This is a genomic window from Nocardia sp. NPDC057440 (assembly GCF_042802915.1).
GTDB lineage: Bacteria > Actinomycetota > Actinomycetes > Mycobacteriales > Mycobacteriaceae > Nocardia.
In genome coordinates this window covers 42,838-66,207 of record NZ_JBHVDF010000003.1, presented here as the reverse complement: position 1 = coordinate 66,207, position 23,370 = coordinate 42,838, and the positions used below count along the sequence as shown (strand labels likewise).

20 protein-coding genes are annotated in these 23,370 nt (G+C 66.8%); 5 read left to right on the top strand and 15 right to left on the bottom strand.

The genetic code is table 11. The features are described 5' to 3' along the window. Position 1 precedes the first annotated feature (1 nt). The 7 genes from ACFU4Z_RS06900 to ACFU4Z_RS06870 all read right to left on the bottom strand — a co-directional run bounded on the left by ACFU4Z_RS06900 (position 2) and on the right by ACFU4Z_RS06870 (position 9,534). Complete coding sequence (locus ACFU4Z_RS06900) at positions 2 to 1,279, bottom strand: protein tyrosine kinase (RefSeq protein WP_379060435.1); 1,278 nt, start codon at positions 1,277 to 1,279, stop codon at positions 2 to 4. Then, positions 1,270 to 2,667 (bottom strand): hypothetical protein, encoded by a 1,398-nt coding sequence (locus tag ACFU4Z_RS06895; protein WP_379060434.1) that lies wholly within the window; start codon positions 2,665 to 2,667, stop codon positions 1,270 to 1,272. The genes ACFU4Z_RS06900 and ACFU4Z_RS06895 overlap by 10 nt, the downstream gene beginning before the upstream one ends. Next, a complete protein-coding gene (locus tag ACFU4Z_RS06890) occupies positions 2,664 to 3,764 on the bottom strand; it encodes a glycosyltransferase (RefSeq protein ID WP_379060433.1) in 1,101 nt (366 codons plus the stop codon). The genes ACFU4Z_RS06895 and ACFU4Z_RS06890 overlap by 4 nt, the downstream gene beginning before the upstream one ends. Continuing rightward, complete coding sequence (locus ACFU4Z_RS06885; RefSeq protein ID WP_379060432.1) at positions 3,761 to 5,164, bottom strand: lipopolysaccharide biosynthesis protein; 1,404 nt, start codon at positions 5,162 to 5,164, stop codon at positions 3,761 to 3,763. The genes ACFU4Z_RS06890 and ACFU4Z_RS06885 overlap by 4 nt, the downstream gene beginning before the upstream one ends. Next, positions 5,157 to 6,359, bottom strand: a complete 1,203-nt coding sequence (locus ACFU4Z_RS06880; protein ID WP_379060431.1) for a glycosyltransferase family 4 protein — start codon at positions 6,357 to 6,359, stop codon at positions 5,157 to 5,159. The genes ACFU4Z_RS06885 and ACFU4Z_RS06880 overlap by 8 nt, the downstream gene beginning before the upstream one ends. Beyond that, positions 6,356 to 7,453: a glycosyltransferase family 4 protein gene (locus ACFU4Z_RS06875; protein ID WP_379060430.1), complete on the bottom strand. Its 1,098-nt coding sequence runs from the start codon at positions 7,451 to 7,453 to the stop codon at positions 6,356 to 6,358. Before ACFU4Z_RS06875 ends, ACFU4Z_RS06880 begins: the two co-directional genes overlap by 4 nt. A gap of 248 nt (positions 7,454 to 7,701) precedes the next feature. Further along, positions 7,702 to 9,534, bottom strand: a complete 1,833-nt coding sequence (locus ACFU4Z_RS06870) for an FAD-dependent oxidoreductase (RefSeq protein ID WP_379060429.1) — start codon at positions 9,532 to 9,534, stop codon at positions 7,702 to 7,704. A gap of 103 nt (positions 9,535 to 9,637) precedes the next feature. Here ACFU4Z_RS06870 and ACFU4Z_RS06865 point away from each other — a divergent pair, with 103 nt between their 5' ends. The 3 genes from ACFU4Z_RS06865 to ACFU4Z_RS06855 all read left to right on the top strand — a co-directional run bounded on the left by ACFU4Z_RS06865 (position 9,638) and on the right by ACFU4Z_RS06855 (position 12,666). After that, complete coding sequence (locus tag ACFU4Z_RS06865) at positions 9,638 to 10,333, top strand: TetR/AcrR family transcriptional regulator (protein WP_379060428.1); 696 nt, start codon at positions 9,638 to 9,640, stop codon at positions 10,331 to 10,333. 125 nt (positions 10,334 to 10,458) lie between these two features. Further along, positions 10,459 to 11,820 (top strand): polysaccharide pyruvyl transferase family protein, encoded by a 1,362-nt coding sequence (locus ACFU4Z_RS06860; RefSeq protein WP_379060427.1) that lies wholly within the window; start codon positions 10,459 to 10,461, stop codon positions 11,818 to 11,820. Between the two features lie 12 nt (positions 11,821 to 11,832). Beyond that, positions 11,833 to 12,666: a glycosyltransferase family 2 protein gene (locus ACFU4Z_RS06855; RefSeq protein WP_379060426.1), complete on the top strand. Its 834-nt coding sequence runs from the start codon at positions 11,833 to 11,835 to the stop codon at positions 12,664 to 12,666. Between the two features lie 82 nt (positions 12,667 to 12,748). Here the strand turns inward: ACFU4Z_RS06855 and ACFU4Z_RS06850 are convergent, their stop codons facing one another. Next, entirely contained in the window at positions 12,749 to 13,387 is a 639-nt protein-coding gene (locus ACFU4Z_RS06850) for an MspA family porin (RefSeq protein ID WP_379060425.1), read from the bottom strand. 195 nt (positions 13,388 to 13,582) lie between these two features. Then, complete coding sequence (locus ACFU4Z_RS06845) at positions 13,583 to 14,686, bottom strand: class I SAM-dependent methyltransferase (RefSeq protein WP_379060424.1); 1,104 nt, start codon at positions 14,684 to 14,686, stop codon at positions 13,583 to 13,585. Positions 14,687 to 14,715: 29 nt separating this feature from the next. Here ACFU4Z_RS06845 and rfbC point away from each other — a divergent pair, with 29 nt between their 5' ends. Next, positions 14,716 to 15,270, top strand: coding sequence for a dTDP-4-dehydrorhamnose 3,5-epimerase (gene rfbC, locus ACFU4Z_RS06840; protein ID WP_379060423.1), 555 nt, complete (start codon positions 14,716 to 14,718; stop codon positions 15,268 to 15,270). Here the strand turns inward: rfbC and ACFU4Z_RS06835 are convergent. From ACFU4Z_RS06835 to ACFU4Z_RS06820, 4 genes are read right to left on the bottom strand one after another with little or no spacing between them, the layout of a single operon-like run. Next, positions 15,254 to 16,297, bottom strand: a complete 1,044-nt coding sequence (locus tag ACFU4Z_RS06835) for an NAD-dependent epimerase/dehydratase family protein (RefSeq protein ID WP_379060879.1) — start codon at positions 16,295 to 16,297, stop codon at positions 15,254 to 15,256. The two genes, rfbC and ACFU4Z_RS06835, sit on opposite strands and share 17 nt — an antisense overlap. 2 nt (positions 16,298 to 16,299) lie before the next feature. Then, positions 16,300 to 16,950: a PIG-L deacetylase family protein gene (locus ACFU4Z_RS06830; RefSeq protein WP_379060422.1), complete on the bottom strand. Its 651-nt coding sequence runs from the start codon at positions 16,948 to 16,950 to the stop codon at positions 16,300 to 16,302. Beyond that, positions 16,947 to 17,729, bottom strand: a complete 783-nt coding sequence (locus ACFU4Z_RS06825; protein WP_379060421.1) for a glucose-1-phosphate cytidylyltransferase — start codon at positions 17,727 to 17,729, stop codon at positions 16,947 to 16,949. Before ACFU4Z_RS06825 ends, ACFU4Z_RS06830 begins: the two co-directional genes overlap by 4 nt. After that, a complete protein-coding gene (locus ACFU4Z_RS06820) occupies positions 17,726 to 19,000 on the bottom strand; it encodes a methyltransferase domain-containing protein (RefSeq protein ID WP_379060420.1) in 1,275 nt (424 codons plus the stop codon). Before ACFU4Z_RS06820 ends, ACFU4Z_RS06825 begins: the two co-directional genes overlap by 4 nt. Positions 19,001 to 19,482: 482 nt before the next feature. Here ACFU4Z_RS06820 and ACFU4Z_RS06815 point away from each other — a divergent pair, with 482 nt between their 5' ends. Next, the gene (locus ACFU4Z_RS06815; RefSeq protein ID WP_379060419.1) at positions 19,483 to 20,994 is read left to right on the top strand and encodes a sugar transferase; all 1,512 of its coding nucleotides are present in this window, start codon (positions 19,483 to 19,485) and stop codon (positions 20,992 to 20,994) included. Between the two features lie 10 nt (positions 20,995 to 21,004). Here ACFU4Z_RS06815 and ACFU4Z_RS06810 read toward each other — a convergent pair whose 3' ends face one another. After that, a complete protein-coding gene (locus ACFU4Z_RS06810; RefSeq protein WP_379060418.1) occupies positions 21,005 to 21,667 on the bottom strand; it encodes a heme oxygenase (biliverdin-producing) in 663 nt (220 codons plus the stop codon). Positions 21,668 to 21,718: 51 nt separating this feature from the next. Beyond that, positions 21,719 to 23,197, bottom strand: a complete 1,479-nt coding sequence (locus ACFU4Z_RS06805; RefSeq protein WP_379060878.1) for a threonine/serine exporter ThrE family protein — start codon at positions 23,195 to 23,197, stop codon at positions 21,719 to 21,721. Between the last annotated feature and the right edge of the window lie 173 nt (positions 23,198 to 23,370).

Sequence of the window (23,370 nt, the reverse complement as noted above, 5' to 3'; positions counted from 1 at the left end):
CTTACGGCCTCCCCATCAGTCGCTGCAGGCGGCTGCTCGGAACGCTGTGGGCGACAACGCCGGTGAGCGCGGTGTCGCCGAAGGTCGCGAGCGCGCCGCGCACCTGTGCGCTGGAGGTGCTGCCGAGCTGGACCACGGCGAGGGTCTTGTCGAACAGTGCGGCCAGTGCGATGGCGTCGGCGGCGTCGGTGATCGGGGCGACCTGCACGATGACGTGATCGAAGTCGGTGCGCAGCTTGGCAATGACGGCCGAGAACCGATCGGAGGCCAGCAGATCGGAGGTCTGCGGGTCGGCGTCGCCGAGCGGCAGCACCGAGACGCCGGTCTGCTGCCACCAGGTCACTGATTCCGGAACCTGTGCCGAGCCGCGCAGCACGCGAGCCAATCCGGGGGACTGGTCCGACGTATAGGGCTGCAGGCGACCCGCGTTCGACGTGTCGGCATCGACGAGCACCACATGACGGCCGGTGTCGGCGAACGATTTCGCCAACGCCATGGCGACGTCCGATTCCGATTTGGTCGTCAGACTCGTCAGCATGATCGCGGCCGCGTCGCCATTGCGCAGCAGTCGGGTCCGCAGCCTTCGGGTTTCGTCTTCGGCGCCAGGACGTCCGGCATCGATGATGCCGAGGATCGGCACCGGAAGCACGGCCTCGAGTTCGTTGGACGTGCGCAACGTGCGGTCGGTGCGGTCGCGAACGAACGCGGCCAGACAGCCGAGGCCGAGGCCGGCGAGCAGGCCGAGCGCGAGCAGCCGCGTGGTTTGCGGACCGGTCGGACCGGTGGGCAGCTCGGCACGATCGATCACCTCGACGCGGGCCGCGGGCGCCGCGCCGACCTCGATCGTTTCGAGTTCGCCGATGAGGCGCCGGAATTGGGCGACCACGCCGTTGGCGATATCGCGCGCCCGCGTCGGGGTGCTGTCGGTGACCGCAATGTTGATCATGGTGGTCGCGGGCGGCGAGGTGGCGGTGATCTTGCCCTGGAGGTCATCGATGGACATCTTCAGACCGAGATCATCGATGGTGCGTTTGGCCAGTGTGGCGCTGTTGGCGAGATCGACGTAGGAGCGCACGCGCTGCTGCGCGGCCAGGCCGCCCTGGTAGGAATCGTTCACCGAGGTTCCGGTGGCCATCGTGACATACATGCTGCTGGAAGCCACATACGTGGTCGGCAGGCTTTGCGCGTACCCCACCGCCGCGAGGACACACAACAGCAGCACACTGGCAATGATCAGCCAGCGCCTGCGCGCGATATGCCAGTAGTCGATCAAACCCATTGCCCGGATCCTCTTTTCCCGATGAATACTGGTGTTGCCTGCGGCGGAAACAGCGGTGACGGCCCGGGCCGGGCCCGCCGCCGATACTCTTTGACCGCCAGATAGATGAGCCATGCGAGCACGGCGGACTGCACGAACTTGCCCAGTGCCTCCATGCTGCCCAGGATTCCGCGCTCGAACAGCGAGGAGGCGCCGGTCATGGCAAGGCCGAGCACCACAATCGGGAAGTAGCGGGAGTACAGCGATTTGGCCCACGCCAGCAGCAGTCCGAAGGTGAAGGCGACCGAGACCACCACACCGGCGTAGCCGCCGAGGACATAGCCCTCGTTGACGTTGCCCTCGGCCAGCGACACCGAGACCCGCGTCATGTCCACCGAGGCGCCGCGAACATCGTTGGCCCATGCGGTGCCGGACTGGAATTTTTCCGTGCCGAGCAACTGAGCCGGAATCAGGGTCAGGGCGGCGTGCCGGATCACCTCGTCGGGCGCCACCCAGAAACCGGGCCCGTGAAAGTAGGCGTCGGTGGCGGCCTCGAGCAGGTCGAAGCGGCGCAGGATACTGAGGAACGGCTGCACCATCGGGGGGTAGCTCGAATTGGTCAGTGCCGATTCGCTTTTGGCGAATTCCGTGGACTTGAACGACTGCAGCCAGCCGAAGCCGCCGATGCCGAGGACCGCGATCACCATCACGCCGACGGCCTTGCCTTTGGTCCAGCCGACCAGCGCGAAGCGGACAGCCACCGCCAGCGCGGCGCCGAGGATCGGGGTCTTGGACTCGGTGGCCACGGTCCACCCGAGCTCCATGACCAGCAGCCCAGCCAGCATCAGTACCGTCGTCAGCTGCCGCGCGGGCCTGGCGAAGATGATCAATCCGAGCGCGGCGATGGTGCCGAGAATGGCGACGAAGTTGAGAATCGGGTTCGAGCTGTCGACATCACCGGCATGTCCGGTGGCGCCTGCGGCGATGGTCGCGCCGCGCCCGAGGATGCCGACGACGTAGATGGCCACCAGCGCCGGGATGAAGTCCGGCTCGGCGACGATCGCAGGCTCGCGCGCGACACCCAGCATCGAGGACCGCCGCCGCGACCAGATCGCGTACCCGACGATGAGGGCCGCGTACACCCACAGGCCGAACACCACGTGGTGCAGAACCAGCGCGATGCTGTCGTCATAACCGTATTCGGCCAGCCGCGGATCGGGCACGTTGTCGCCGTAGTGCGGATCCGGTTGCACCACCAGCAGCACGACAGGTCGCGCGATATACGACAGCGACCAGAAAGCGGCCTGCGCGATCACGAATACCCGTGCGACACCGGGGACCCATGCGGCAGCCACCACGAGGGTCGCCAGCGCGCAGGCGATCAGCGCGATCTCGGTGTAGGCACTCACGACTGTGACTCGTCGGCACCGCGCGCCGTGTTACCTGGAAACGCGGCGTCGCCGGCAACCGCACTGTCACTCGCGGGCTTCGCGACCGACGATTGCTCCAGCGAGGCGATGATTTCGCGGGCGCGATCGACATAGCGATGGCCGCCGTCGACGATCCTCCGGTACCCGGCCGCGGCGACCGCGGCCGCCTGCTCCGGGTGCGCCGCGCACCACCGGACGATCTCGTGCAGCTCCGCCGCTTCGGTGAACAGGAAGCATTCCACGGTGTCGCGCAGTAACTCGGCGTGCTCGTCGGTGCGTTGGCCGACGAAAAGGCCACCCGCTGCGGGCACTTCGAACGTGCGGCAGGTGTGAGTGTCGCGGTTGTCCGAGTTGAGCAGCACCAGATTGGCGGTGATGTCGGCGATCACCGCCGAATAGTGCTGCCCGTACACCGGTCCGGCCACCACCGCACGGGTGGCGCGCAATTCCGGGACCCGACGCCAGCCTGGACCGCGGACCAGCATCCGATCACCGTAGGTGCGGGCGAGCGCGACCATGTCGTCGCGCCGGTCGGGGCGGCACACGCCGATGAAGCCGAGCAGGAATTGCCGGGCGCCGCGTCGCGCCGCCGGATGATGCCAGGCCGGGTCGTAGGCGCTGCGTACGAAAGTCACCGCGCGGGCGCCACGGTCGCGCAGCTCGGCGACGTTGTGCTGCTTGGTGGTGACGATCAGGTCCCATTCGGATTCGTGCGCGAGATACTCAGGACTGATGTTCTCGGGATTGGCGACGTCGTCGGGGCTGTAGTGCACGTGCAGCCGGGCCGGGGTGTCCAGCAGTCGCCGCTGGTCGAGGTGCACGGATTTGAAGGCGAACAGCAGGTCGGGCCGGAAATCTGCGGCGGCGCGCTCGATATCGGCGTGCACCTGCTCGACGGCCCAGGGCGCGCGCCGGTGCGTGGCCTTGGCGTAGAGCCACGGCGGCGACAACCGCGTGGGCAGGGTGACCGGCGTGGAGTCGATCACGACGACCTCGTGCCCGGCCTGCCGGAATCCGTCGGCCAGCGAGCGGGCATTGCTGCCGACCCAATCGTCGCCGACATACAGGATTCTCACGAGAGTCTCTCCTCACGCATGAGCACGACCGCGGGATCGGCGGCCGACCGTGCGCGCTCGCGGCCGATGAGGGTGCGGACGCGCGCGAGATACCAGAACGCGACCGTCCATTCGACGATCACGCTGCCGTAGACCAGCGTCCACACCGAGTGCGTGCGGAAGGCGATGACCAGTGCGACGGCCGCGACGCAGGTCCCGAGGATCGCACCGATCAGTACTCCGGTGGTGTCCTGGCGGACGGGAAGCACGGCGGTGGTGATGAAAGAGGTAATGGTGGTCGCGGGCAGCATGAAGACCTCGACGCGCAACAGCCCGACCGCCGAGACGAACTCATCGCCGAAGACCAGATGGATCATCGCGGGAGCGGCCAGCCACACGGCGACCACGGCGAGGCAGGCCAGACACACGCAGGCCGAAAGGGCCTGCAGGGCGCGGCGCCAGAACCCGGCCTCGGCGCTGCGCTTGGCCATGCGCGGCAGCAGCGCGAAACCGATGGGGTCGAGCGTGGATTGGATGGCGCGCACCAGCCGATCGCCCGCGGAGTAGAGGCCGAGGGATACCGCGTCCAGCACTGCGGCGTACACCGCGGCGGCGCCCTGACCGTAGGTGGTGACCAGCAGACGTGAGGCGAAAACCGGTGCGCCCGTGCGCAGCACCTCGCGGAAGTGCCGTGGACGCGAGGGCGGGCCGAACGACCGCAGCGAGTCCCACCAGGTCAGCACCACAGTGGGAATGGAGGAGACGAGCAGGCACAGCATCGCGATCTCCGCGCTGGGAATCCGCGGCAGCACCACGACCAGCAGCACGAGATAACCCACCCGGCCGACCGCCTGATAGCCGGTGGACGCGCCGAATCTGCCCTGCCCGATCAACAGCCAGTCTTCGGAGACCGACCAGAATCCGCCGGCGAAGAGCCCGAGCAGGAGCATCTCCACTTGGTCCGAAGCGCCCGCGGCCAGGCTCAGCAGGAGGGCGGCGCCGATGAGGCCGAGGATCGCGGATCGGATGGCGAGGTAGTCCCCGCGCAATTGGTTGATGTTCGCGATGCGATCGCGATCGTGGGAATCGTGGACGCGCGCAGCCAGGAAGGAGGTGATGCCGAGATCGACGAGCAGCGATCCGATGAAGTACGACGACATGCCGATGGCGAGCAGGCCGAGACCGTGCGCCCCGAGCACCCTGGCGATCAGCGGCACTGTCACCAGAGTGATGACGTACTGCCCGTACTTACCGAACGTGACAAGGCCGATGTCACGCAGCACCGCGACAATGCCTTGTGAGCGGTGCGCACCGCCGCCGTCGCGGCCGCCGCTGTGTCTGCGGTGGGCGCCGCCGGTGGTCGGCGGCGGCCGGTGGTCGGGCGGCGGGGGGTGGCCTGCGGCATGTTCGCGCTCAGACATGCGGGTTCCGTTCGGCACGCGAAGTCCGTTCGTCCGGATTCTGGTGTCCCGCAGCGCCGGCGCGTCGGGTGAGGGTGTCGAGGAAGTCGGCGACGGTGTGCGCCGAGGCCCCGATATCGAAGTGCTCGGCGCGGACTCGGCCCGCGGCCGACAAACGGGTGCGCAGCGCGCGATCCGCGATGAGCGTGTCCAGCGCGTCGGTGAGCTGCTTTTCGTCACCGCCGTCCACCAGCAGCCCGCTGACGCCGTGCTCGACTATTTCCGCTGGGCCGCCCGGACCTGCGGCGATGACCGCGCAGCCGGCGTGCATGCCCTCCACGACGACTTGCCCGAACGGCTCGGGCAGTACCGAGCAGTGCACCAGGATGTCGGCGTCGTATAGGTGGGGGTTCGGGTCGTCGAGGTGTCCGGTGAAGGTCACCGGCAGCGCGAGATCACGCGCGAGCTGTTCCAATTCGGCACGGTAGGGCTCTTCGTCGAAGAAGGTGCCACCGATCAGAAAGATCCGGTGTGGGCGCACTGTCGTGGCGGCGGCGGCGCGCAGCAGGACGTCCTGGCCTTTCCACGGGCTGAGCCGACCGACGACGGCGACCACGGTTTCCTCGGCTACGCGCTGGTCGGCGCGGTGCACGGCGGCGGCGTGCAATTCGACGCCGGGGTAGGCGACGATCGTGGGCCGGCGCCCGGTGCGCAGCGTCGCCAATGTTGTTTTGCTATTGGCGATGTAACCGCGCGCGACCAGCCGCCCAAGGGTTTGCAGGACGAGCGTGGGCACCCGGCCGAAATAGTCGACGGCGATACGGTCGTGCACCTGCCAGACGAGCGGAATGCCCGCGCGGCGCGCCGCGATCGCGCCCATCACCAGCGCTTTACTGCTCTCGGCGACCAGCACCTCCGCGCGAAGACGTTTCGCGGTGGCGCCGATCGCCCAGCCCAGGCGCAGCAGGGCGAGGAATCCCGCGAGCAGCCGGATCGGCCCGGATCCGATCGTCATGGCACGGCTGTCGAATCCGCTTCGCTGCACGCGGGTCTCGATCCCGCGTGCCCGCATGCGCTCGACCATCGGGCCATCCTCCGTGAATATCGCCGTGACCTCGGCGCGCCCGAGCTCCCGCAGTGCGGACAACAGCCGCAGTGTGGCGAGTTCGGCACCGGATGGTGCGGCGGTATGCGCGAGGAAGAGGGCTTTGGTCATTGCCTTAATTCCTCGTACATCGTCGAATGTCGCGCCGCTGTGACATCCCACGAGAAAGTTTCTGCGTGCGAGCGACATTCGGCAGGGGAGGGTAGGATGCCGCGCAGCGCGGCGGAGATACGGTCCCCGAGTGCCTCGGCGTCACCGGCGCGCACGATGAGTGAAGGGTCGAGCCCGCGTACCGAATCAGGGAGTCCGCCACAGTCGGTGACGATGGGCGCGCGGCCTGCCGCGAGCGATTCCAACGCGATCAGGCCGAATCCTTCCAGGGCGATGGTGGGGACGACGGTCAGTTCGGCCTGCTCGTAGAGCTCGGTGAGTCGCGTGTCGTCGATATGCCCGGCGAAGACTATAGATTCGGCGGCCGTGCTGTCCATCGCGGCGGCCTGAGCGCGCAATTCTTGCTCCGCGGTGCCGGTTCCGACGAGGACGAGACGAGCGTCGGGATGCTGCTCGAGGACGCCCGGCCAGCAGCGCAGCAGATTGGCGATGCCCATGCGGCGTTCCAGTCTGCGCACACACAGGACGGTGCGCCCGGCGGAGCCCGCGGCCGGGATCGGTGTCGCACGGAAGCGGCTGAGATCGACACCGGGAGCGATGACCTCGATCCGCTCGGCAGGCACCCGATAGTCGTTGGCGAGCACGTCGCGGAAGTAGTTGGACAGCACGACGAATCGGTCTGCTCCGGCGTACCGCAGGCGCTCGACGAGGTATTTCGCCTTTGCGCCCAGTTCGCTCTGACCGGTGAGCCTGCTCTCGGCCGCCCATGGACCGTGGAAGTGCACGACCAGCGGGACCCGTCCGCGCCGATCGATCGCGGCGGGTCCGTACAGGCAGAAATGCCGGTCGAGCACCGTTGCTCGACGCAATTCGGTGCGGTCCAGAAACGCCGTGCGCGCCCGATGCAGGGTGGATCCGCCGAGCGGTCCCCAGGATCGGGCGCCCGGCGGGCCTGCGGCGGAGTCCGCGGACACCGCACCGAAGGCGGCGGCGGACACCTCGACATTCGGCTGTCGGGTGAGTGCGTCGAACAGGTCGGTGAAATACCGATTCAGTCCACCCGGCGCCGCAGCGAACCACTCGGACCCTGTCATATGTACGCGGAGCGGCCCGGTCGGTGCCGTCACCGTTGCCCCCTGTTGCTGGTGATCTTGATGCGAGCCCTCCTACCGAACTCGCGTCCCGCGCAACAGTCTAAGTGACATCCGGCATTTCGGGCTCCCGAGGAAGATCGACCAGTAGCTGGAACAGTCCCTTTCAACTCCGGGCCGCCGGGCGCGCACGGTGACGCCCGGCGACCTGCGAGTCGACGTCACCGTGGGACAGGGGTGTTAGCCGGGATCTAGCCAAGGTCGAAAAGGTTCGGCAGGCCTGCTCGATATCGGGTCGCATCCAGGTGGCGCAGCGGCTCGAAAGCCGGTATCGAGTCGCGAGTGAACAGCCGGGCGCGCGGCGCACTCGAACCCGCCGCCTCCAGTAGGGCGTTGACGGCGGTACGGCCTGCCTCGTCGGCGCCCTCCATAGTGGCCAGGTCGAAATTCGTCTGTACGTAGTCGGCGGCAAGGAAGAGATTCGGAATCCGTGTGTGCGCGGTGGGTCGATCGGCCCAGGACCCGATCGTATTGACCAGCAGCGGTTCGTCATTGTGGTTCTGACCGTCGGCCCAGGTGATACCGGGGTCGAGCATCCACTCGCGCACGATGCCCTCCTTCAATGGAATCCCGCCGTCATCGTTGAGCGCCGCGGTCATCTGTGCCCAGGTCTCCTGGTAGATCTCCGCGCGCGTGCACTGCTTGGCGGTTTTCCCGAACAGGATGCCGGGGGTATCCCAGTCGGCGATGTCGATGGTGAGACCGTCGAGGATGCTGCCGTCGCCGTACTTCGCGGCGTAGTCGACATCCCAGAACGCGCGCTGGGTATAGGAGGTCAGCCGCCACGGCGCATCGAGGTAGATGTTGTATCCCGCGCCGAGTTCCAGCTTCTCGCTGACGAACATCTGCATGCCGTTCATCCAGTCGAGATCGAGCGCGTCCATCCGGCCGAGTGCCGGGTCGAGGGCGCGGATCTCGGGTGACCACAAGCGGCGGGCCCGGTCGGTCGGCACCGCGCAGACATACCAATCCGCCTCGAAGACCTGGGTCGAACCGTCCGGGCGCTGGATGCGGGCGCCGCCGATCCGGTCGTCGTCCACCACGAAGCCCTGCAGTGCGTGGCCGGGATGGAACTGCACGCCCATACTGCGCAGCAGGGAGAACCACGGATCGAGCCAGGCCTCGTTGGTCGGACCGTTGAGCACCTCGTACACCTTCGGGCCGCCGGTCAGCTCCTGCATCAGCGCGATGAAGAAGCCCTCCATCATGTTGCCCATCGTCCTGGTGCTCGCCACGTACTCCTTGGCGGCGACGAGCGCGCGGGTGAGGCCGGTCGCCGCAAGCGCCTGGAACTGAGCCGAACGGGTGCGCGCACCGACGAAATCCCACCAGCTGACGTGCTCCCACTGCCCGAAGCGGCGTTCCTCGCTGGAGGTGAGATAGGTGATCACCCGCCCGGCCATGTACATCGCCTCCGGCAGCGGGATGAGGTTGTTCTTCATGAACACCTCGACGAGGACGCGCTGCATCCCTTCCGGCGTGAGCGCCTGGCGCGGATCGAAATAGAACCCGAACATCAGAGGGAAGCCGTCGGGGAGGTTGTTCGCGCGCGGGTAGCGCGGGTCGTTCACCGAGAACGGAATCAGATTGTCGTAGACCGTTCTGCCGGTGCCGGGCACCGGAATGCGGCGCATCCTGTCGTGCACGTGGTGATAGAACGAGGTGAAGCCGCGGGCGCCGTGTTCACCCGGCAGCGGCGCCCGGCCGTCCACGCCGGTGCCGGGCAGCGGGATGGTGCGCGACTTGCCGCCGAGTTCTTTGCGGTCGAAGACGGTCACCTGGAATCCGCGCTCGGCCAGTTCGTGGGCGGCGGTGAGCCCACCGATCCCCGCGCCGAGCACCGCGACGGTATTGCGTGCCGGACCGTTTCGTCTGCGTGGCGCCCGGGCGGCGGCCGGTCCCGCGGTGATTCCCGTCGTTGCCGCCAGACCCGCGGTTCCCGCCGCGGCGGCGCCGCGCAGCAGCGAGCGTCTGCTGAAGCCCGAGTCCTGCGGGCGATGTGTCGATGAACCTCGAGTTGCCATGAAGACCCCGCCTAATTCTGACTATCCTGATCGTCATATTTAGCAGATGGCCGCCTCGGATGGGAGACAATGCAGGCATGACAACGATGTTGGCGCGAATGTCGTGAGTGAGCGCGGCGAGCGAACGGCAGACGCGGCCGCCCCGCGACAGCGGCGGCCGGTCCGCTCCTACGGCGGCGTCGACGCGGAAGCCCGGGTTGCCGCCCGGCGCGGCAAGCTATTGGACGCCGGGCTCGAACTGTTCGGCACCCGGGGGTATTCGGCAACCGGCGTCAAGGACCTGTGCCGTGCGGCTGGGCTGACCGACCGCTACTTCTACGAGTCTTTCGCGGGGACGCGCGAGCTGTTCGCGGCGGTCTTCGACCACGTCGTCGACGAGTTGTTCGCCGCGGTGGCGCGTGCGGTGGAGGCGACGCCGCCTCAGGGGACGCGCAAACTCCGGGCGGGCATCGGCACGTATCTCACAGCGTTGGCGCAGGATCCGCGCAAGCTTCGCATCGTGTTCGTCGAGCCGACCACAGCGGGGGCGGAGGATCGCTTGCGCGACGCATTGTGGCGCTTCGCGCGATTAGTCGCGGCCACCGCTGCCGAGGCGCGGCCGGAAGATCACCCGCCCGCACCGATTGTCGACATTTTCGCGTTGTCGGTGGTCGGCATGCTGGAGCGGGTCATCGTGGAAAAACAAGGCGGTCGTTTGGCGGTGCCGATGGACAATCTCATCGACTATTGCACCGCCTTTGCCGGGGCTTCGCTGCGGGCCATCCATTCGGGCGAAATCGATAAGCGCACAAAGGATTAAGGAACGAAACCTACCGGAAGGGTTGGTCGCAAGTCTGGCCGACATCTCTCGGGTGCGGTAGATTTCACAACGAGTTCGTGCCGGGCATGAACCGACCCGCGGGGGACCGGCGGGAGGAAATCACAGTGGGGACCGAGCATTCGGTTGCAGATCATTCCGACATCGACCAACAAGAGATTCGAGTACTTGTCGAGAACGGCGAGTATTGGCTACGCAATCGTGGCGATATCGCCATGATGACCGTCACCATCGAGCGGTTGAGGGAACGCTGGCCGCAGGCGCGCATCGGCGTGCTGACCCATCAACCCGCTGTGCTTCAGGCATTGCTGCCGGAGGCGGAACCGATTTGCGGACCCGAGTGGTGCTGGGGATCGGACAGTTGGCAGGGACGGCTCTCACGAAGCGCGGGTACGAGACTGATCGGCCCCGCGGCGCTGCGGTGGCGCGCCGCGACCGACGGGCCGAAGGATCGGCTGCGTGCCCTGCGTTCCAGCGCGTGCCTGCGCCGGGACCACGACGACCCCGATGCCGAGGCGGACGGGGTCGAGTTTCCTGTCGAGATCCCAGCCGCCGTCGCTCAGGCGTCGCTGGTCATCGCCCTGGGCGGCGGCTATATGACCGATGTGGATCGCTACCAGGCCAATCGCACCCTCAACCTGCTCGAACGCGCTCACGCGCTGGGCATTCCGACCGCGATGGTCGGGCAGGGCATGGGGCCGCTGCGGGATCCGCTGTTGCAGCGCCGTGCCACGCAGGTGTTGCCGGACGCCGATTTCATCGCGCTGCGGGAACCACGCCGCGGCCCGGAACTGCTGAGCGGGTTCGGTGTGGAGCCCGAGCGGGTCATGATCACCGGTGACGACGCGGTCGAGTTCGGCTATCGGTTGCGCGGCGCACGGATCGGGACCGATATCGGGCTGTGCCTGCGGGTGGCCGATTATTCGAAGGTCAGCGCGGTCGCCCAGACGACGCTCGGCGGGGTGGTCCGGGACCAGGCCGTCGAGCTCGATGCCGGTGTGGTGCCGCTGATCATCTCCGAATACGCCTCGGAGGATCGACTCGCGACCTTACCGTTGCTGGCCGGGGCGGCACGGACGGCGGCTCCGGTCGGTCGCGGCGGCACCGCGCACGATGTGGCACGTCAGGTCGCGCGCTGCAGGCTGCTTGTAACAAGCGCCTACCATCTAGCGGTATTCGCACTGTCGCAGGGCATTCCTGCGGTCGGAATTACCGCCTCGGAGTACTACGACGACAAGTTTCATGGCCTGGCCCAAATGTTCGGCACCGGGCTGCGGGTGGTACATCTGAACGATGCGAAGCTCGAGGATAATCTCGGCCGCGCGATCCGAGAGGTGTGGGACGATGCGCCGGCTGTCCGGGATTCGTTGCGGCAGAAGGCCGTCGAGCAGATCGACGCCAGCAGGGCCGGCTTGGAGCGAGTGTTCCGGTTGGTGGAGAGCGGCCCGGTGCGCCGCGCGACCGTTTAGGGGGTACCTGTCATGACAACGCTGTCGGTATGCGTTCCGGCCTACAACTCGGCGCGCACACTCGCGACGACGTTGCGCTCGGTGCTGGAGCAGGATGTGGATTTCGAGCTCGTCGTCCTCGACAACGCGAGCACCGACGCCACCTCCGAGATCGCGCACTCCTTCGAGGACCCGCGCATCCGGGTGCTGCGCAATGATTCCGTGCTGCCGATCGGCGACAACTGGAACACCGTGATCCGGGCCTCGACCGGAAAGCTCGTCAAGGTGGTTTGCGCCGATGACGTGCTGCGACCCGGTGCGCTGACCGTACAGTCGAGGGTGATGGCCGACGAGTCGATCGCCATCTGCGCCAGCCGGTTCGAGGTGATCGACGAGGCCGGCGAGGTACAGGAAACCGATCTCGGTTTGGCCGGGTTGGAGGGCAGGCAGACCGCCCGTGCGCTGGCCCGCGCGATCGTGCGCCTCGGGCCCGCCGATTTCGGGCCGACCGCGGCGGCGATGTTCCGTCGCGAGCATTTCGATCGGGTCGGCGGGCTGCGCGGCGACCTGGTGTTCCCGATGGATGTCGACTTGTTCGCGCGGGTGTCGTCGTTCGGGGTGTTCTACGGAATGCCCGAAATCACCGCCGCGTGGCGGAATTCATCGTTCAACCTGTGCAGTAGCACTTCGACGGTCAGCAAGCTCACCGATATGCTCCGCTTCCACCACCGTCTCGCGGGCGACCACCCGGAGTTGGTGAAGCGTGCCGACGTGCTGGCCGGCGACACCCGGCTGGCGAAGGCGGCGCTGCAGCGGTTGCGGATCCGCACCGTCGCGACGGTGCGACACCGTCCGGATCTGCTCTGAAGGGTTCGCTCTCGGCTCTGCACGCCCTCTCGACGCCGAACGTGGTGCCCCGGCAGGGACACCACGTTCGGTCTTTCCGAGCTCAGATCGTCCAGAGCCTGCCGTAGGTGACCACCGTGTCACCGCTGGAGCTGACCACCCGGACGAACGGACGGATGTTGGTCGGGCCGAGGACCCCGGTGACTGTGCCGTGGAAACCGGACATCCGGATGAATCCCGAAGAACCGGAGACGTCGCCGCCCGCGCATTCGACCGTCTGGATGCCGGGACCGAGACCGACCTCGAGCTGAATGCCGCCGCGCGGGATCAGGTCGTTGAGCTTCAGCAACGCGCCTTCGCTGCCGCCCAGATCTAGTCCGAGACTCGGTGACGACCACTCGAATCGTAATTTTCCATTGAGGGTGGCCGGGAATCCGACCATATAGCCGACGGTGATGTGGCCGGTCCAGTCCTCCGCGTCCGGGCCGGAGATCTGGAATGCCGCCTCACCGTTGTGGAACCACTCGCGGGTCAACGGGTTTCCGTCCAGCGGTGCCACGAAATCGACGCGAGTATCGGATTGGATTGCCTCGACCATACGGTCGCTGTGGTCGACGACCTGATTGCTGCTGTCGATGGCGGCCGCTGCGGTGCCGTTCGCGAAGACCAGGCCCGACGCGAGGACCGAGGCCATTGCGAACATGCGCAGACTTCGGCAATAGAACGGTGTTGTTTCCCTCATCAGATTATCCCCTCAGATTCCCCTCACACTGCCGAGCGCCTGCCGCGCCCGACGCCCGACCCCCGGTTCATGGGGCGACAAGCCCTTCAATCGTCCAGGGTGGGCTGGTGGTGGTAAATAAAACTAGTCATGTCAACTATGTTGGGTTGAATCAGCAACAATCTGGTGTCGGCACAGCAAATTCAATGCGATAACTCACCATCTCTCCGAGGGTCCCGCCGGGTCGTCGAGCACCCAATGTCCTTCCAGCTCCGGGAACTCGGCTCGAACCTCGGGCAGCAGGTCGCGCAGTGTCAGCAGCACCGAATCCGGTCGGGCCGCGACGAGTTCGGCGGGGGAGATGATCGGAATATCGGTGCCCGGCATCCGGCGGCCGTGTTTGGCGGGCGAGGCGTCGGCTACCGCCGCGACGAGTCCGCGGTGCAGACCGGCCAGGCTGAACAGCGCCACCGCGCGGGAGGCGGCGCCGTAGGCGTACACGCGCTGTCCGCGTGCAGTGGTCGCTGTCAGCCATGCCCGCAACCTCTCGGCATGCTGATCGGTCGTGTGCTGGAGCCCCCGTAGGGCGGCAACATCGGTGTGTTCCGCCTCCGCGGCGAGTATGGCGTGCACCGCTGGATCCGGTTCGATCGCACCGTGCACTGCACCGACCAGTACGGTTCCGCCGTACAGGTCGAATTCCCACGCCGTCGCCACGTTCATGCCTGCTGACTTCAGCAACCGGCGCAGTGCGGCCAGCGAATAGTAAGCAAAGTGTCCGTGCCTCAGCGCGTTCCACTGACCCGCCGAGACGATGGTGGCCAGCGAGTGGTACTGGATCAGCAGCAGCCCGTCCGGCGCGGTGGCGGCGGCGCGGTCCTTGATTGCCGCGGCCTGATCCGGTTCGTGCATGATGCCGAAGCAGTCGAGCACGATATCGGCAGGCTCCGTGCTGGACCGGAATCCGCGTTCGGCGAGCAGCGGCAGCCAGGTGCCGCCGTGCGGACTGCCGAACTCGCGCACCGTGGTTCCGCGCAGCAGACCCGCCTGGGCGACCCGGGCGATCGCGTCGGCGGCCTGATCGCGCAGCGCCTGCGGTTCCACGCCGCGCGGCTCCTCGGTGCGGGTGTCGTCGTCGGCCAGCTGTGCGAGCCCGCAGGCCTCGCACACATCCATGCGGAGCGGGTGCGTGTTCTCCTCGACCCCGATCGCCGCGTCAGCGCTGGGAAAGTAGTCGGCGGCGGGCACGGCGCCGAGATCGAGCACCGTTGTCAACCGGTCGCTTCCGCAGCCGCGGCAACGGCTACCGCCTGCGTTCACGACGGCCGCATTCGTGACACCATGGCCACGTGCGTATCGAGCCGACCGAACTCGCCGATGTCCTTGTCCTGGCGCCGGAGCCCTTTCGTGACGAACGCGGGCTGTTCACCAGGACTTTCGATGCCGAGGAGTTCGAAGCCGCGCTGGGTGTGCCCGGTGCCGCGGCAGCATTCCTGCAGGACTCGCAGTCGCGGTCGACGCGCGGAGTGATCCGGGGCATGCACGGCCGCTCCGGGCGCGGCGAGGCGAAACTGGTGCGGTGCGCGAACGGCGCGGTGCACGACGTGCTCGTCGACACCCGGCCCTCGTCGCCGACCTTCGGCCAGCAGCAGGCTTTCCTGCTCGACGACAACGACTTCCGGCACCTCTACGTGCCGCCCGGGTTCCTGCACGGTTTCCAGGCGCTCACCGCGACGGCCGATGTGTGCTATCGCATCGACCGCCCGCATGATCCGACCGAGGACATCGGTGTCGCTTACGACGATCCGGACCTCGCCATCGGCTGGCCGTTGCCGGTCACCGTCGTCTCCACCCGCGACCGCGCCGCGGGCAGTTGGCAGCATCTGGTCACACGAGTGCGGTGACACCCGAACCGCCGACCCGCCGCATCGAAGCGTCGAGAATCCCGGCGTCGCGGAGTTTCTCGAGGTGCGGCAGTCTGGTGAATCGGTGGAAAAAGTCGTCACTGGTGAGTCCCCTGGCTGTGTATTCCTGATACAGCTCCTGCGCGCCCGCCGGAATGGTCCATGCGGCATGGAATCCGATGGCTTCGCGCGCGGCGGAGAAGTCGACGCGATAGGAGCGCGGATCGGCTCCGCTCTCCCCGGTGATGTTGAGCCGCGAACCGGGCACCGCGTCCACCACTGCCTGCGCGATGTCCGCGACGGTCAGGTTGTTGGCCTCGGTGCCGATATTGAACGCGCGGCAGTGAATCGCCTCGGTCGGCGCGGTGAGGCAGGTCGCGAAGGCAGTCGCGATGTCGGCCGCGTGGACCAGTGGGCGCCACGGCGTTCCATCGGAGAGCACCTTGACCTCCCCGGTGAGCACCGCGTACCCGACCAGATTGTTCAGCACGATGTCCGCGCGCAGGCGCGGCGAGAAGCCGAATGCCGTGGCATTGCGGAGAAAGACCGGAGTGAAGTCGGCGTCGGCCAGTGCTGCGACATCGTCCTCGACGCGCACCTTGCTCTCGGCGTAGGGCGTGATCGGCTTCAACGGTGCGTTCTCGGTGACCAGCTCTTCGCCGGCCGCACCGTACACCGAGCAGGTCGAGGCATAGAGGAAGCGCGCGACGCCCGCCGCTTTCGCGAGCCGGGCCAGCCGGACCGACGCGTGATGGTTGATGTCGTAGGTGATCTCGGGATGCAGCGCGCCGAGCGGATCGTTCGACAGCGCGGCGAGGTGGATCACCGCGTCGAAACCGGCGAGCTGCTCGACGGTCACATCGCGCAGGTCGACGGCGACGCCGGGCGGATCGCCGGGCAGTGCGCCGAGTACGCAATCGGCGAAGAACCCGGAATCGAGCCCGACCACGTCGTGCCCGTCGGCGCGCAGCACCGGAACCATCACGGTTCCGAGGTACCCCTGGTGCCCGGTGACCAGAACTCGCATGCTCATTTCCCTCCCAAATCGAGGACAACCTTATCGATCACGAATGCCTCCGCGTACTCGGCCCGGCACTGCACACCACGCAGCCGGGCAAGGCCGGTGAACGCCTGCTCGTCGAACCAGTCGCGGCCTGCCTGCGAGGGATAGTGCTTCAGCAGCAGCCTGGCCTTCGCCTCTGTGAATTCCGTGCTGACCGGGTGGAATACGGTGGGCTGTGGGGTGTCGGTCTCCCATTTGAGGATCTCGTAGCCGAGTATCAGGTGGTTGCGGAACTCGGTGGGTACCAGCTCCGCGAGCAGCCGGTGGTCCTGATGGGCATCGCCGCGCTGGGGCGCGAAGACCAGATCCGGATCCGATGTGCCACGGAAGTGCTGCACTGCGTTCTTGATCCGGTCCCAGTGCGCAGGCGCTCTGCCATCGGGAACATCGAGCACGGTGAGTTCGAGATCGGCGTTCGGACAGAATTCGGCCAAGGCCGTCTGCTCCTCGAACTCCCGCTCACTGTCGCCGCCGGAGATCACCAGGGCGCGGACCCGCAGACCGGGATGCTTCGCGGCCAGCGTCAGCAGGGTGGCGCCCATACCGATGGCGATGTCGTCGCAATGCGCGCCGAGCACAGCGATTTCGGTCAGCGGCGCGGTGGTCAGTGCGATCATGCGTCCTGCTTCTCCCACACCATCCATGGACGAAGGCCGGTGCGATAGGCCGCGTCGAGCTCGGCGCGTTCCTTGAACGTGTCGGCGGGCTTCCAGAAGCCTTCATGCTGGTAACCGAACAACCGCCCCTGTCCGGCCAGGGCGCCGCAGGCGTCTTCGACGAGATCGCCGCCCGGCGGCAGCAGGTCGAGAACCTCTTGGGTGAGCACGAAGTACCCGCCGTTCTCCCAGATCGGCATCCGCGACACCGGCATGATCTCTTTGACCTCGCCGTTCGGTGTCATGTCGACGCAGTGGAACGAGGACTGCGGCGGCACCACCATCATCGATGCCGCGGCACCGGAAGCGGTGAACTTCTCGATCATCTCGTCCAGCGGTGCGTCGGTGAGGACATCGGCATAGTTGGCCAGGAAGGTCTCTTCGCCCTCGAGATAGGGGCGCACCCGGCGCAGCCGTTCGCCGATCGCCGACTGGACGCCGGTGTCGACGAAGGTAATCGACCAGTCGCTGATATCGCTGTGCAGCAATTCGACGCGGCCGTCGCGGATCACGAAGTCGTTGGACACCGATTCCTGGTAGTTCAGGAAGAAGTTCTTGATGTGCTGAGCGCCGTAGCCGAGGCACAGGATGAATTCTTTGTGCCCGAAGTGTGCGTAGTAGCGCATGACGTGCCACAGCAGCGGTCGGGGGCCGACCATCTGCATCGGCTTGGGGATCACGTCGTCGGTGCCGTCACGCATCCGCATGCCGTAGCCGCCACAGAACAGCACAACCTTCATCGCGCAGGCCTTTCGGTGTTTTGATTGCTAGGATCGGCGCCGGAGTCCAGCGCGGCGAAGTGCAGCGTGGGTAATGGATAGACGAGCTGGGCGCCCCATTCGGCGATGTGGCGAAGCTGCTCGGTGATCTCCGCTTCGAGATTCCACGGCAGGACCAGTACGACATCGGGCCGGTCGTTGTCGATCCGCTCGGGCGCGTGGATCGGAATCCTGGTGCCTGGCGTGAACTTCCCGTGTTTGTACGGGTTTCGGTCGACCGTATAGTCCAGCAGGTCTGGCCGGATGCCGCAATAGTTGAGCAGCGTGTTGCCTTTGCCCGGTGCGCCGTAGCCGACCACGCGCTTGCCTCCGGCGCGCTGTTCGAGCAGGAAGCCAAGCAGCTCCTGGCGCACCGCGTCGGCACGGGGTTGCAGGTCACGGTAGCCGGCGACCTCGTGGAGACCGGCGGCTTCCTCGGTGCGGAGCACCTCGAGCATCCGCTCGCTCGGCCCGTCGGCGACGGCCTCGGGTCGTGCCCAGAGCCGAATCGAGCCGCCGTGGGTGGCAAGCAGTTCGACATCGACCACCGTCAATCCGGCGGTGGCGAGGGCCCGCTGGGCCGAGAGCACCGTGTAGTACTGGAAGTGTTCATGGTAGATCGTGTCGAACTGGCCCAGGCGCATCAGGTTCAGCGCGTGGTGCACCTCGATGGAAAGCCAGCCGTCGTCGGCCATGAGCTCGCGCAGCCCGCGGGTGAAACCGCGCAGGTCGGGGACGTGCGCGTAGACGTTGTTGGCGACGACCAGGTTCGCGGGCCCGTGCTGGGCGCGGATCTTCGCGGCGGAATCCTCGTCCAGGAAAGCGGTTTCGGTGGGTATGCCCGCCAGCCGGGCGGCCGCGCCGACATTGACCGACGGCTCGATCCCCAGGCATCTGATACCTGCGGCGACTGCGTGCCGCAGCAGGTAGCCGTCGTTGCTCGCAGCTTCCACTATGAACGAGTCCGGTCCGAGGCCGAGCTTTTCGATGGCGTGGTTCACAAAAGCTTCGGCGTGCCGAACCCAGCTATCGGAATACGATGCGAAGTAGGCATACTCGGTGAATGTCTCCTCGGGCGTGATCAATGCCGGAATTTGCAGAAGGAGACACTCGTCACATAAACGCAGGTGCAATGGGAAGGTGGGTTCGGCGAGATCGAGCTCGGCTGCGGCGAGGAACTTCTCGCACGGTGGGGTAGCGCCGAGGTCGAGAACGCTTGATAGCTTATTGGAATCACAGAGTCGACAACGCATGCAGGCCCCACTTCTGCGGCTAGTTTGATCGCCCGGCGCATTACCGGCACGCCCCAGACGTCGGTGTGATCCAGTGAGACGTTACAACGAATCGCCTGCATGGCAATGCTGAAACCATCTGGGTGATAGCGGTTTCTGGACGAATTTCCCCCATTAACGATCGGTAGCATCCGAACAGTTAACGCTATTGCCGGGGCAATACTCTCATCGCTGAGCGCGGCCCATCGGCGGCGCACGTGCGTCACCTGCTTGGTTGTCGCTGCAACGACCGTCGGGTGACGGGGGAGAAGCCGACCGTGGCTATCGCGTGGAATACTGTGCGGCCCTTGCGATTCGATATGTGAAACAGATTGTGTTCTGTAACAATCGGCTTCTGGCCACCGACTGATGGAACACCCCAGGCGGTCAGGCTGAGCCGAGGGGACCGATCGATGTCGATCGGGGGCTACGAGTTTCTCTCCCAGGGGGAGGTGCGTCTTCTTATGAGCTTCGAGCTCACCGATGGCGACGATCTGGATGTGTCCAGACCGCCGCTGACTTCGCCGCGCTCGGAACGCGAGCGCTGGCAGGCCGAGTATGTACGACGCTTGGCGGCAACGGATTCAGTGGTCATCGCCGTCGCTGTCGGGTTGGCACAGGTCATTCGCTTCGGTGGGCCGGTCGCACCGCCACTGGCTTGGCCGATGCCCTATGAGGTCGGCTATGGAGTTGTCTCTACAACGCTGGCTTTGGCCTGGATAGCCTTTTTGGCCGTGTGCAATACCCGGTCACCACAGGTGGTCGGCATCGGCTCCGAAGAGTATCGGCGGTTGGTGTCGGCCACACTGCGATTGTTCGGTTTCCTCGCCATCGCGTCACTGATATTCCAGATCGAGTTCGCGCGTGGCTATCTGGCGATCGCATTGCCGCTCGGCCTGCTCGGGTTGATGTTCAGCAGGTTGCTGTGGCGGTTGCACGCGCGTGCGCGGCGCGGCGTCGGCGAGTACCGGACATCGGTATTGGTGGTGGGTGGCGCCGAGGCAGCGCAGGCGATGGCGACCGCGTTCTCGCGCGACCCGGAGTCCGGCTATCAGGTGGTCGGTGTGTGCATCCCGGACGGCGTCGACGGAAACACCGCGTACGGCATCGAAGCATCGGGGCGCACCTATTCGGTGGTCGGCGACGACCGGTCGGTACTCGAGGCGGTGCGCCGTAGCGGCGCCGACACCGTCGCGGTCACCGCCACCGACCATCTCGGCCCGGTCGAATTGCGACGCATGGCCTGGGAACTCGACCCGATCGGGGTGGAACTGATCGTGGCGCCCGGTGTCGTGGACATCGCGGGCACCCGCCTGACGAACCGTCAGGTTGCCGGCATGCCGATGCTGCATATCGCGAAACCGCAGTACGACCGTGCCAAGTCGACCGGCAAGGCGGTGTTCGACGTCTGCTTCGCGGGCGTGGTGCTGCTGGCGATCGCGCCGGTGATGCTCGCCATCGCGCTTGCGGTCAAGCTGACCAGCCCGGGGCCGGTGTTCTATCTGTCGGAGCGAATCGGTCGTGGCGGCAAGCCGTTCCGGATGATCAAGTTCCGCAGCATGTATGTCGACGCAGACAGCAATGTCGCCGCACTCATCGAGCGCAGCGGCGGCAACCCGGTGTTCTTCAAGATGAAGGACGATCCACGCATCACGTCGATCGGGCACGTGATCCGCAAGTTCAGCCTCGACGAGCTACCGCAGTTCCTGAACGTGCTCGGCGGTCAGATGAGCGTGGTCGGGCCGCGACCGCAGGTACAGCGCGAAGTGGACTCCTACGACGGCAACATGCGGCGCAGGCTGCTGGTCAAGCCCGGAGTCACCGGGTTGTGGCAGGTCAGCGGGCGATCGGATCTGTCGCTGGAAGATTCGGTGCGACTGGATCTTTCCTACGTCGAGAACTGGTCGATGGTGCTGGATCTGCTGCTGATCGCCAAGACCATCGGCGCTGTGGCCCGCGGCGAAGGTGCGTACTGAACGGCCCTGGTCAGGATGGCCGCCGGGCCGGGAATTCGGCGGCCAACTCCTCGAAGACCGCGGTGTTCATGGCGAAGGCGCGCTTGCCTTCGTCGAGCACCCTGCGGCGCTCGAGATCGTCGAGCGGCAGTTGGTCCAGCAGAGCCCGGTATTCGCGCTTGAAGGCGGCCGGGTTGCCGACGGCATCGAAGACGTAGAAGCGCACGCCGTCGCCGCGATGCGGCAGGTTCCACAGTTTTTCGGCGGTGCCGCGGATGACCTGTCCGCCGGACAGGTCGCCGAGGTAGCGGGTGTAGTGGTGGGCGATGTAGCCGGCGGGCCATTGGTGTGCGCACTCGACGATGCGGGCGGCGTAGGCGGCGGTCGCGGGCAGCGGTCGCAGGTCTGCGTGCCAGGCCGGTCCGATCAGGTGGGCGAGGTCGCGTTCCAATTCCGCGGTCCTCGCCAGTTCCGGTCGGATGAACGGCCCGGCGACCGGATCGTCGGAGAGCTGATTCCAGTGGCCTTCGAGGGCGCGGTAGATGAACCAGAGCTGACCGGTGTAGCGGTGATAGGAGTCCACACCCAGCGCGCCGCCGAGCATGTCGCTCATGAACCGGGAGTTCTCGGCCTCGGTGTGCTGTTCCGCGGTCGCGGTACGGATCGCCGTCGAGAACGGAATTGTGTCCGACATGTCCGAAACCACCTCGCTATCTCGCGGGAGTCCGCTGTATGGCTACCCTAACTAGCCGGTACGACGATACCGGGTCACCGCCGACGTCGCACGGGAGTCCCGCAACGCGGCCCGGAAGCCGCGGTCGGCTCGGCGGCGTCGCACGATCGGCCTGCGCAGCGCGCCGAAGCGGCTCAGGATCCGGGGCCTGCGCACGGTGCGGTCGAACCATTCGCCGAGGGTGACGCCCGCGGCCAGCGCGCAACCGACGCCGATGGCCGCGAGCAATTGGTTGGCTCCGATCAGCAACTCGTCGTTGAGCAGCGCGTAGAGGCCGCGGTACACGCTGAGTCCCGGCAACAGCGGCGTGATGCCCGCGACCGCGACGACGAGCGGCGGCGTCAAAGCGCGACGCGCCATCAGACCACCGGCGAGGCCGACCAGGGTGGCGGCTACGCCGGAGGAAACCACCGGTCCGAAACCGGTCTGCTGCACGAGCAGATAGCAGATCGTGCCCGCGGCGCCGCTGCAGGCGGCCGCGGCGAGGGCGCGGCGCTCGGCATAACAGGCGAGGGCGAAGGCCAGCGCCGCGACCGCGCCCGCGAGCACCTTCACCGCGAGGTCGGTGATGTCGCGGCTGGCCAGATACACCGGCGGGACCGTGGCGCCGACGAGGTCGCCGATCCGCAACGCGACCGTGATGCCCGCGATGATGCCGCCGGTCATCATGACGACCTCGAGCATGCGCGCGGACGCGGTGATCGGCGCACCGGTGATGGCGTCCTGCACCGCGCCGACCAGCTGCAAACCGCTGAGCAGCACGGTGATTCCGGCCGCGATGATCAGTGTCGGGTCGACATCGATACGCAGTGGCCCGGCCAGTGTGGCCAGCGCGACCGCGGGTGCGGCGGCGATGGCGCCGCCGACCATGTGCTGGAAGAAGAACGGCAGCCCGAACCGATTGAGCACCCGGTTGGCCCGGTCGATCGCCAGGGTGGTTGCGAAACTGATTGCGGCGACGAGCACGCCGCCACCGAGCAGGGCCGCGATGGCCGCGGCGAGCAGTGACCAGCCGAAAGTGGCCATCCAGCGGTGGTAGGGATGCGGGGCCGAGGTGATGGAGTCGAGCGCGGCACGCGCGTCCTCCGGAGCGACCACTTCGTTGCGGATGCGGCGCGTGAGTCGATCCACGGCGGCCAGTCTGGTGAAGTCGAGCGACCGATAGTGCACGATCCGCATAGTGCTCGCGGGCGGCAGTTCCGGACCTCGATCGGCCCAGATCCTGATCGCGTCATAGGTGACGTCGATGCTGCAACGCGACAGCCCGTAGGTGGCGGCGATGAAACGCACCTGAGTGGTCGTGTCGATCACTCCGGTGCCCGACGCCAGCACCACTTCGCCGACGCGAACGGCAAGATCGAGCACCTCGGCGACGCGGGCGTCGTCGGTGAGATCGATCGGCTGCAGCGGAGTCGGGGCAGCGACGATGGTGTCGGCGGTGGCCTGCCGGTCGGCGACCAAGCGCCCGACGGCCTGACTCACCACCGGAATTCGCGGTGGCCGACGCAACCATCGCGCGCGCCGCCCGCCGAGTTCGGGGGTGGGGGGGCGCGGGTCGGCGGCGGGGCCGGGCGGGAGTGGGGGAGGACCCCAGGGCGCGAACCGAGTCCGCCGGGCGCGTTTAAAAAACACCCAGCCCACCGGACACCCCCCAAACAGGGGTG

Bases quoted from the DNA above. Each gene is read 5' to 3' on its own strand.
- ACFU4Z_RS06900 (WP_379060435.1), bottom strand. From the start codon at position 1,279: ATGGGTTTGATCGACTACTGGCATATCGCGCGCAGGCGCTGGCTGATC.
- ACFU4Z_RS06885 (WP_379060432.1), bottom strand. From the start codon at position 5,164: ATGTCTGAGCGCGAACATGCCGCAGGCCACCCCCCGCCGCCCGACCAC.
- ACFU4Z_RS06880 (WP_379060431.1), bottom strand. From the start codon at position 6,359: ATGACCAAAGCCCTCTTCCTCGCGCATACCGCCGCACCATCCGGTGCC.
- ACFU4Z_RS06875 (WP_379060430.1), bottom strand. From the start codon at position 7,453: ATGACAGGGTCCGAGTGGTTCGCTGCGGCGCCGGGTGGACTGAATCGG.
- ACFU4Z_RS06870 (WP_379060429.1), bottom strand. From the start codon at position 9,534: ATGGCAACTCGAGGTTCATCGACACATCGCCCGCAGGACTCGGGCTTC.
- ACFU4Z_RS06855 (WP_379060426.1), top strand. From the start codon at position 11,833: ATGACAACGCTGTCGGTATGCGTTCCGGCCTACAACTCGGCGCGCACA.
- ACFU4Z_RS06850 (WP_379060425.1), bottom strand. From the start codon at position 13,387: ATGAGGGAAACAACACCGTTCTATTGCCGAAGTCTGCGCATGTTCGCA.
- ACFU4Z_RS06835 (WP_379060879.1), bottom strand. From the start codon at position 16,297: ATGCGAGTTCTGGTCACCGGGCACCAGGGGTACCTCGGAACCGTGATG.
- ACFU4Z_RS06830 (WP_379060422.1), bottom strand. From the start codon at position 16,950: ATGATCGCACTGACCACCGCGCCGCTGACCGAAATCGCTGTGCTCGGC.
- ACFU4Z_RS06825 (WP_379060421.1), bottom strand. From the start codon at position 17,729: ATGAAGGTTGTGCTGTTCTGTGGCGGCTACGGCATGCGGATGCGTGAC.
- ACFU4Z_RS06820 (WP_379060420.1), bottom strand. From the start codon at position 19,000: ATGCGTTGTCGACTCTGTGATTCCAATAAGCTATCAAGCGTTCTCGAC.
- ACFU4Z_RS06815 (WP_379060419.1), top strand. From the start codon at position 19,483: ATGAGCTTCGAGCTCACCGATGGCGACGATCTGGATGTGTCCAGACCG.
- ACFU4Z_RS06810 (WP_379060418.1), bottom strand. From the start codon at position 21,667: ATGTCGGACACAATTCCGTTCTCGACGGCGATCCGTACCGCGACCGCG.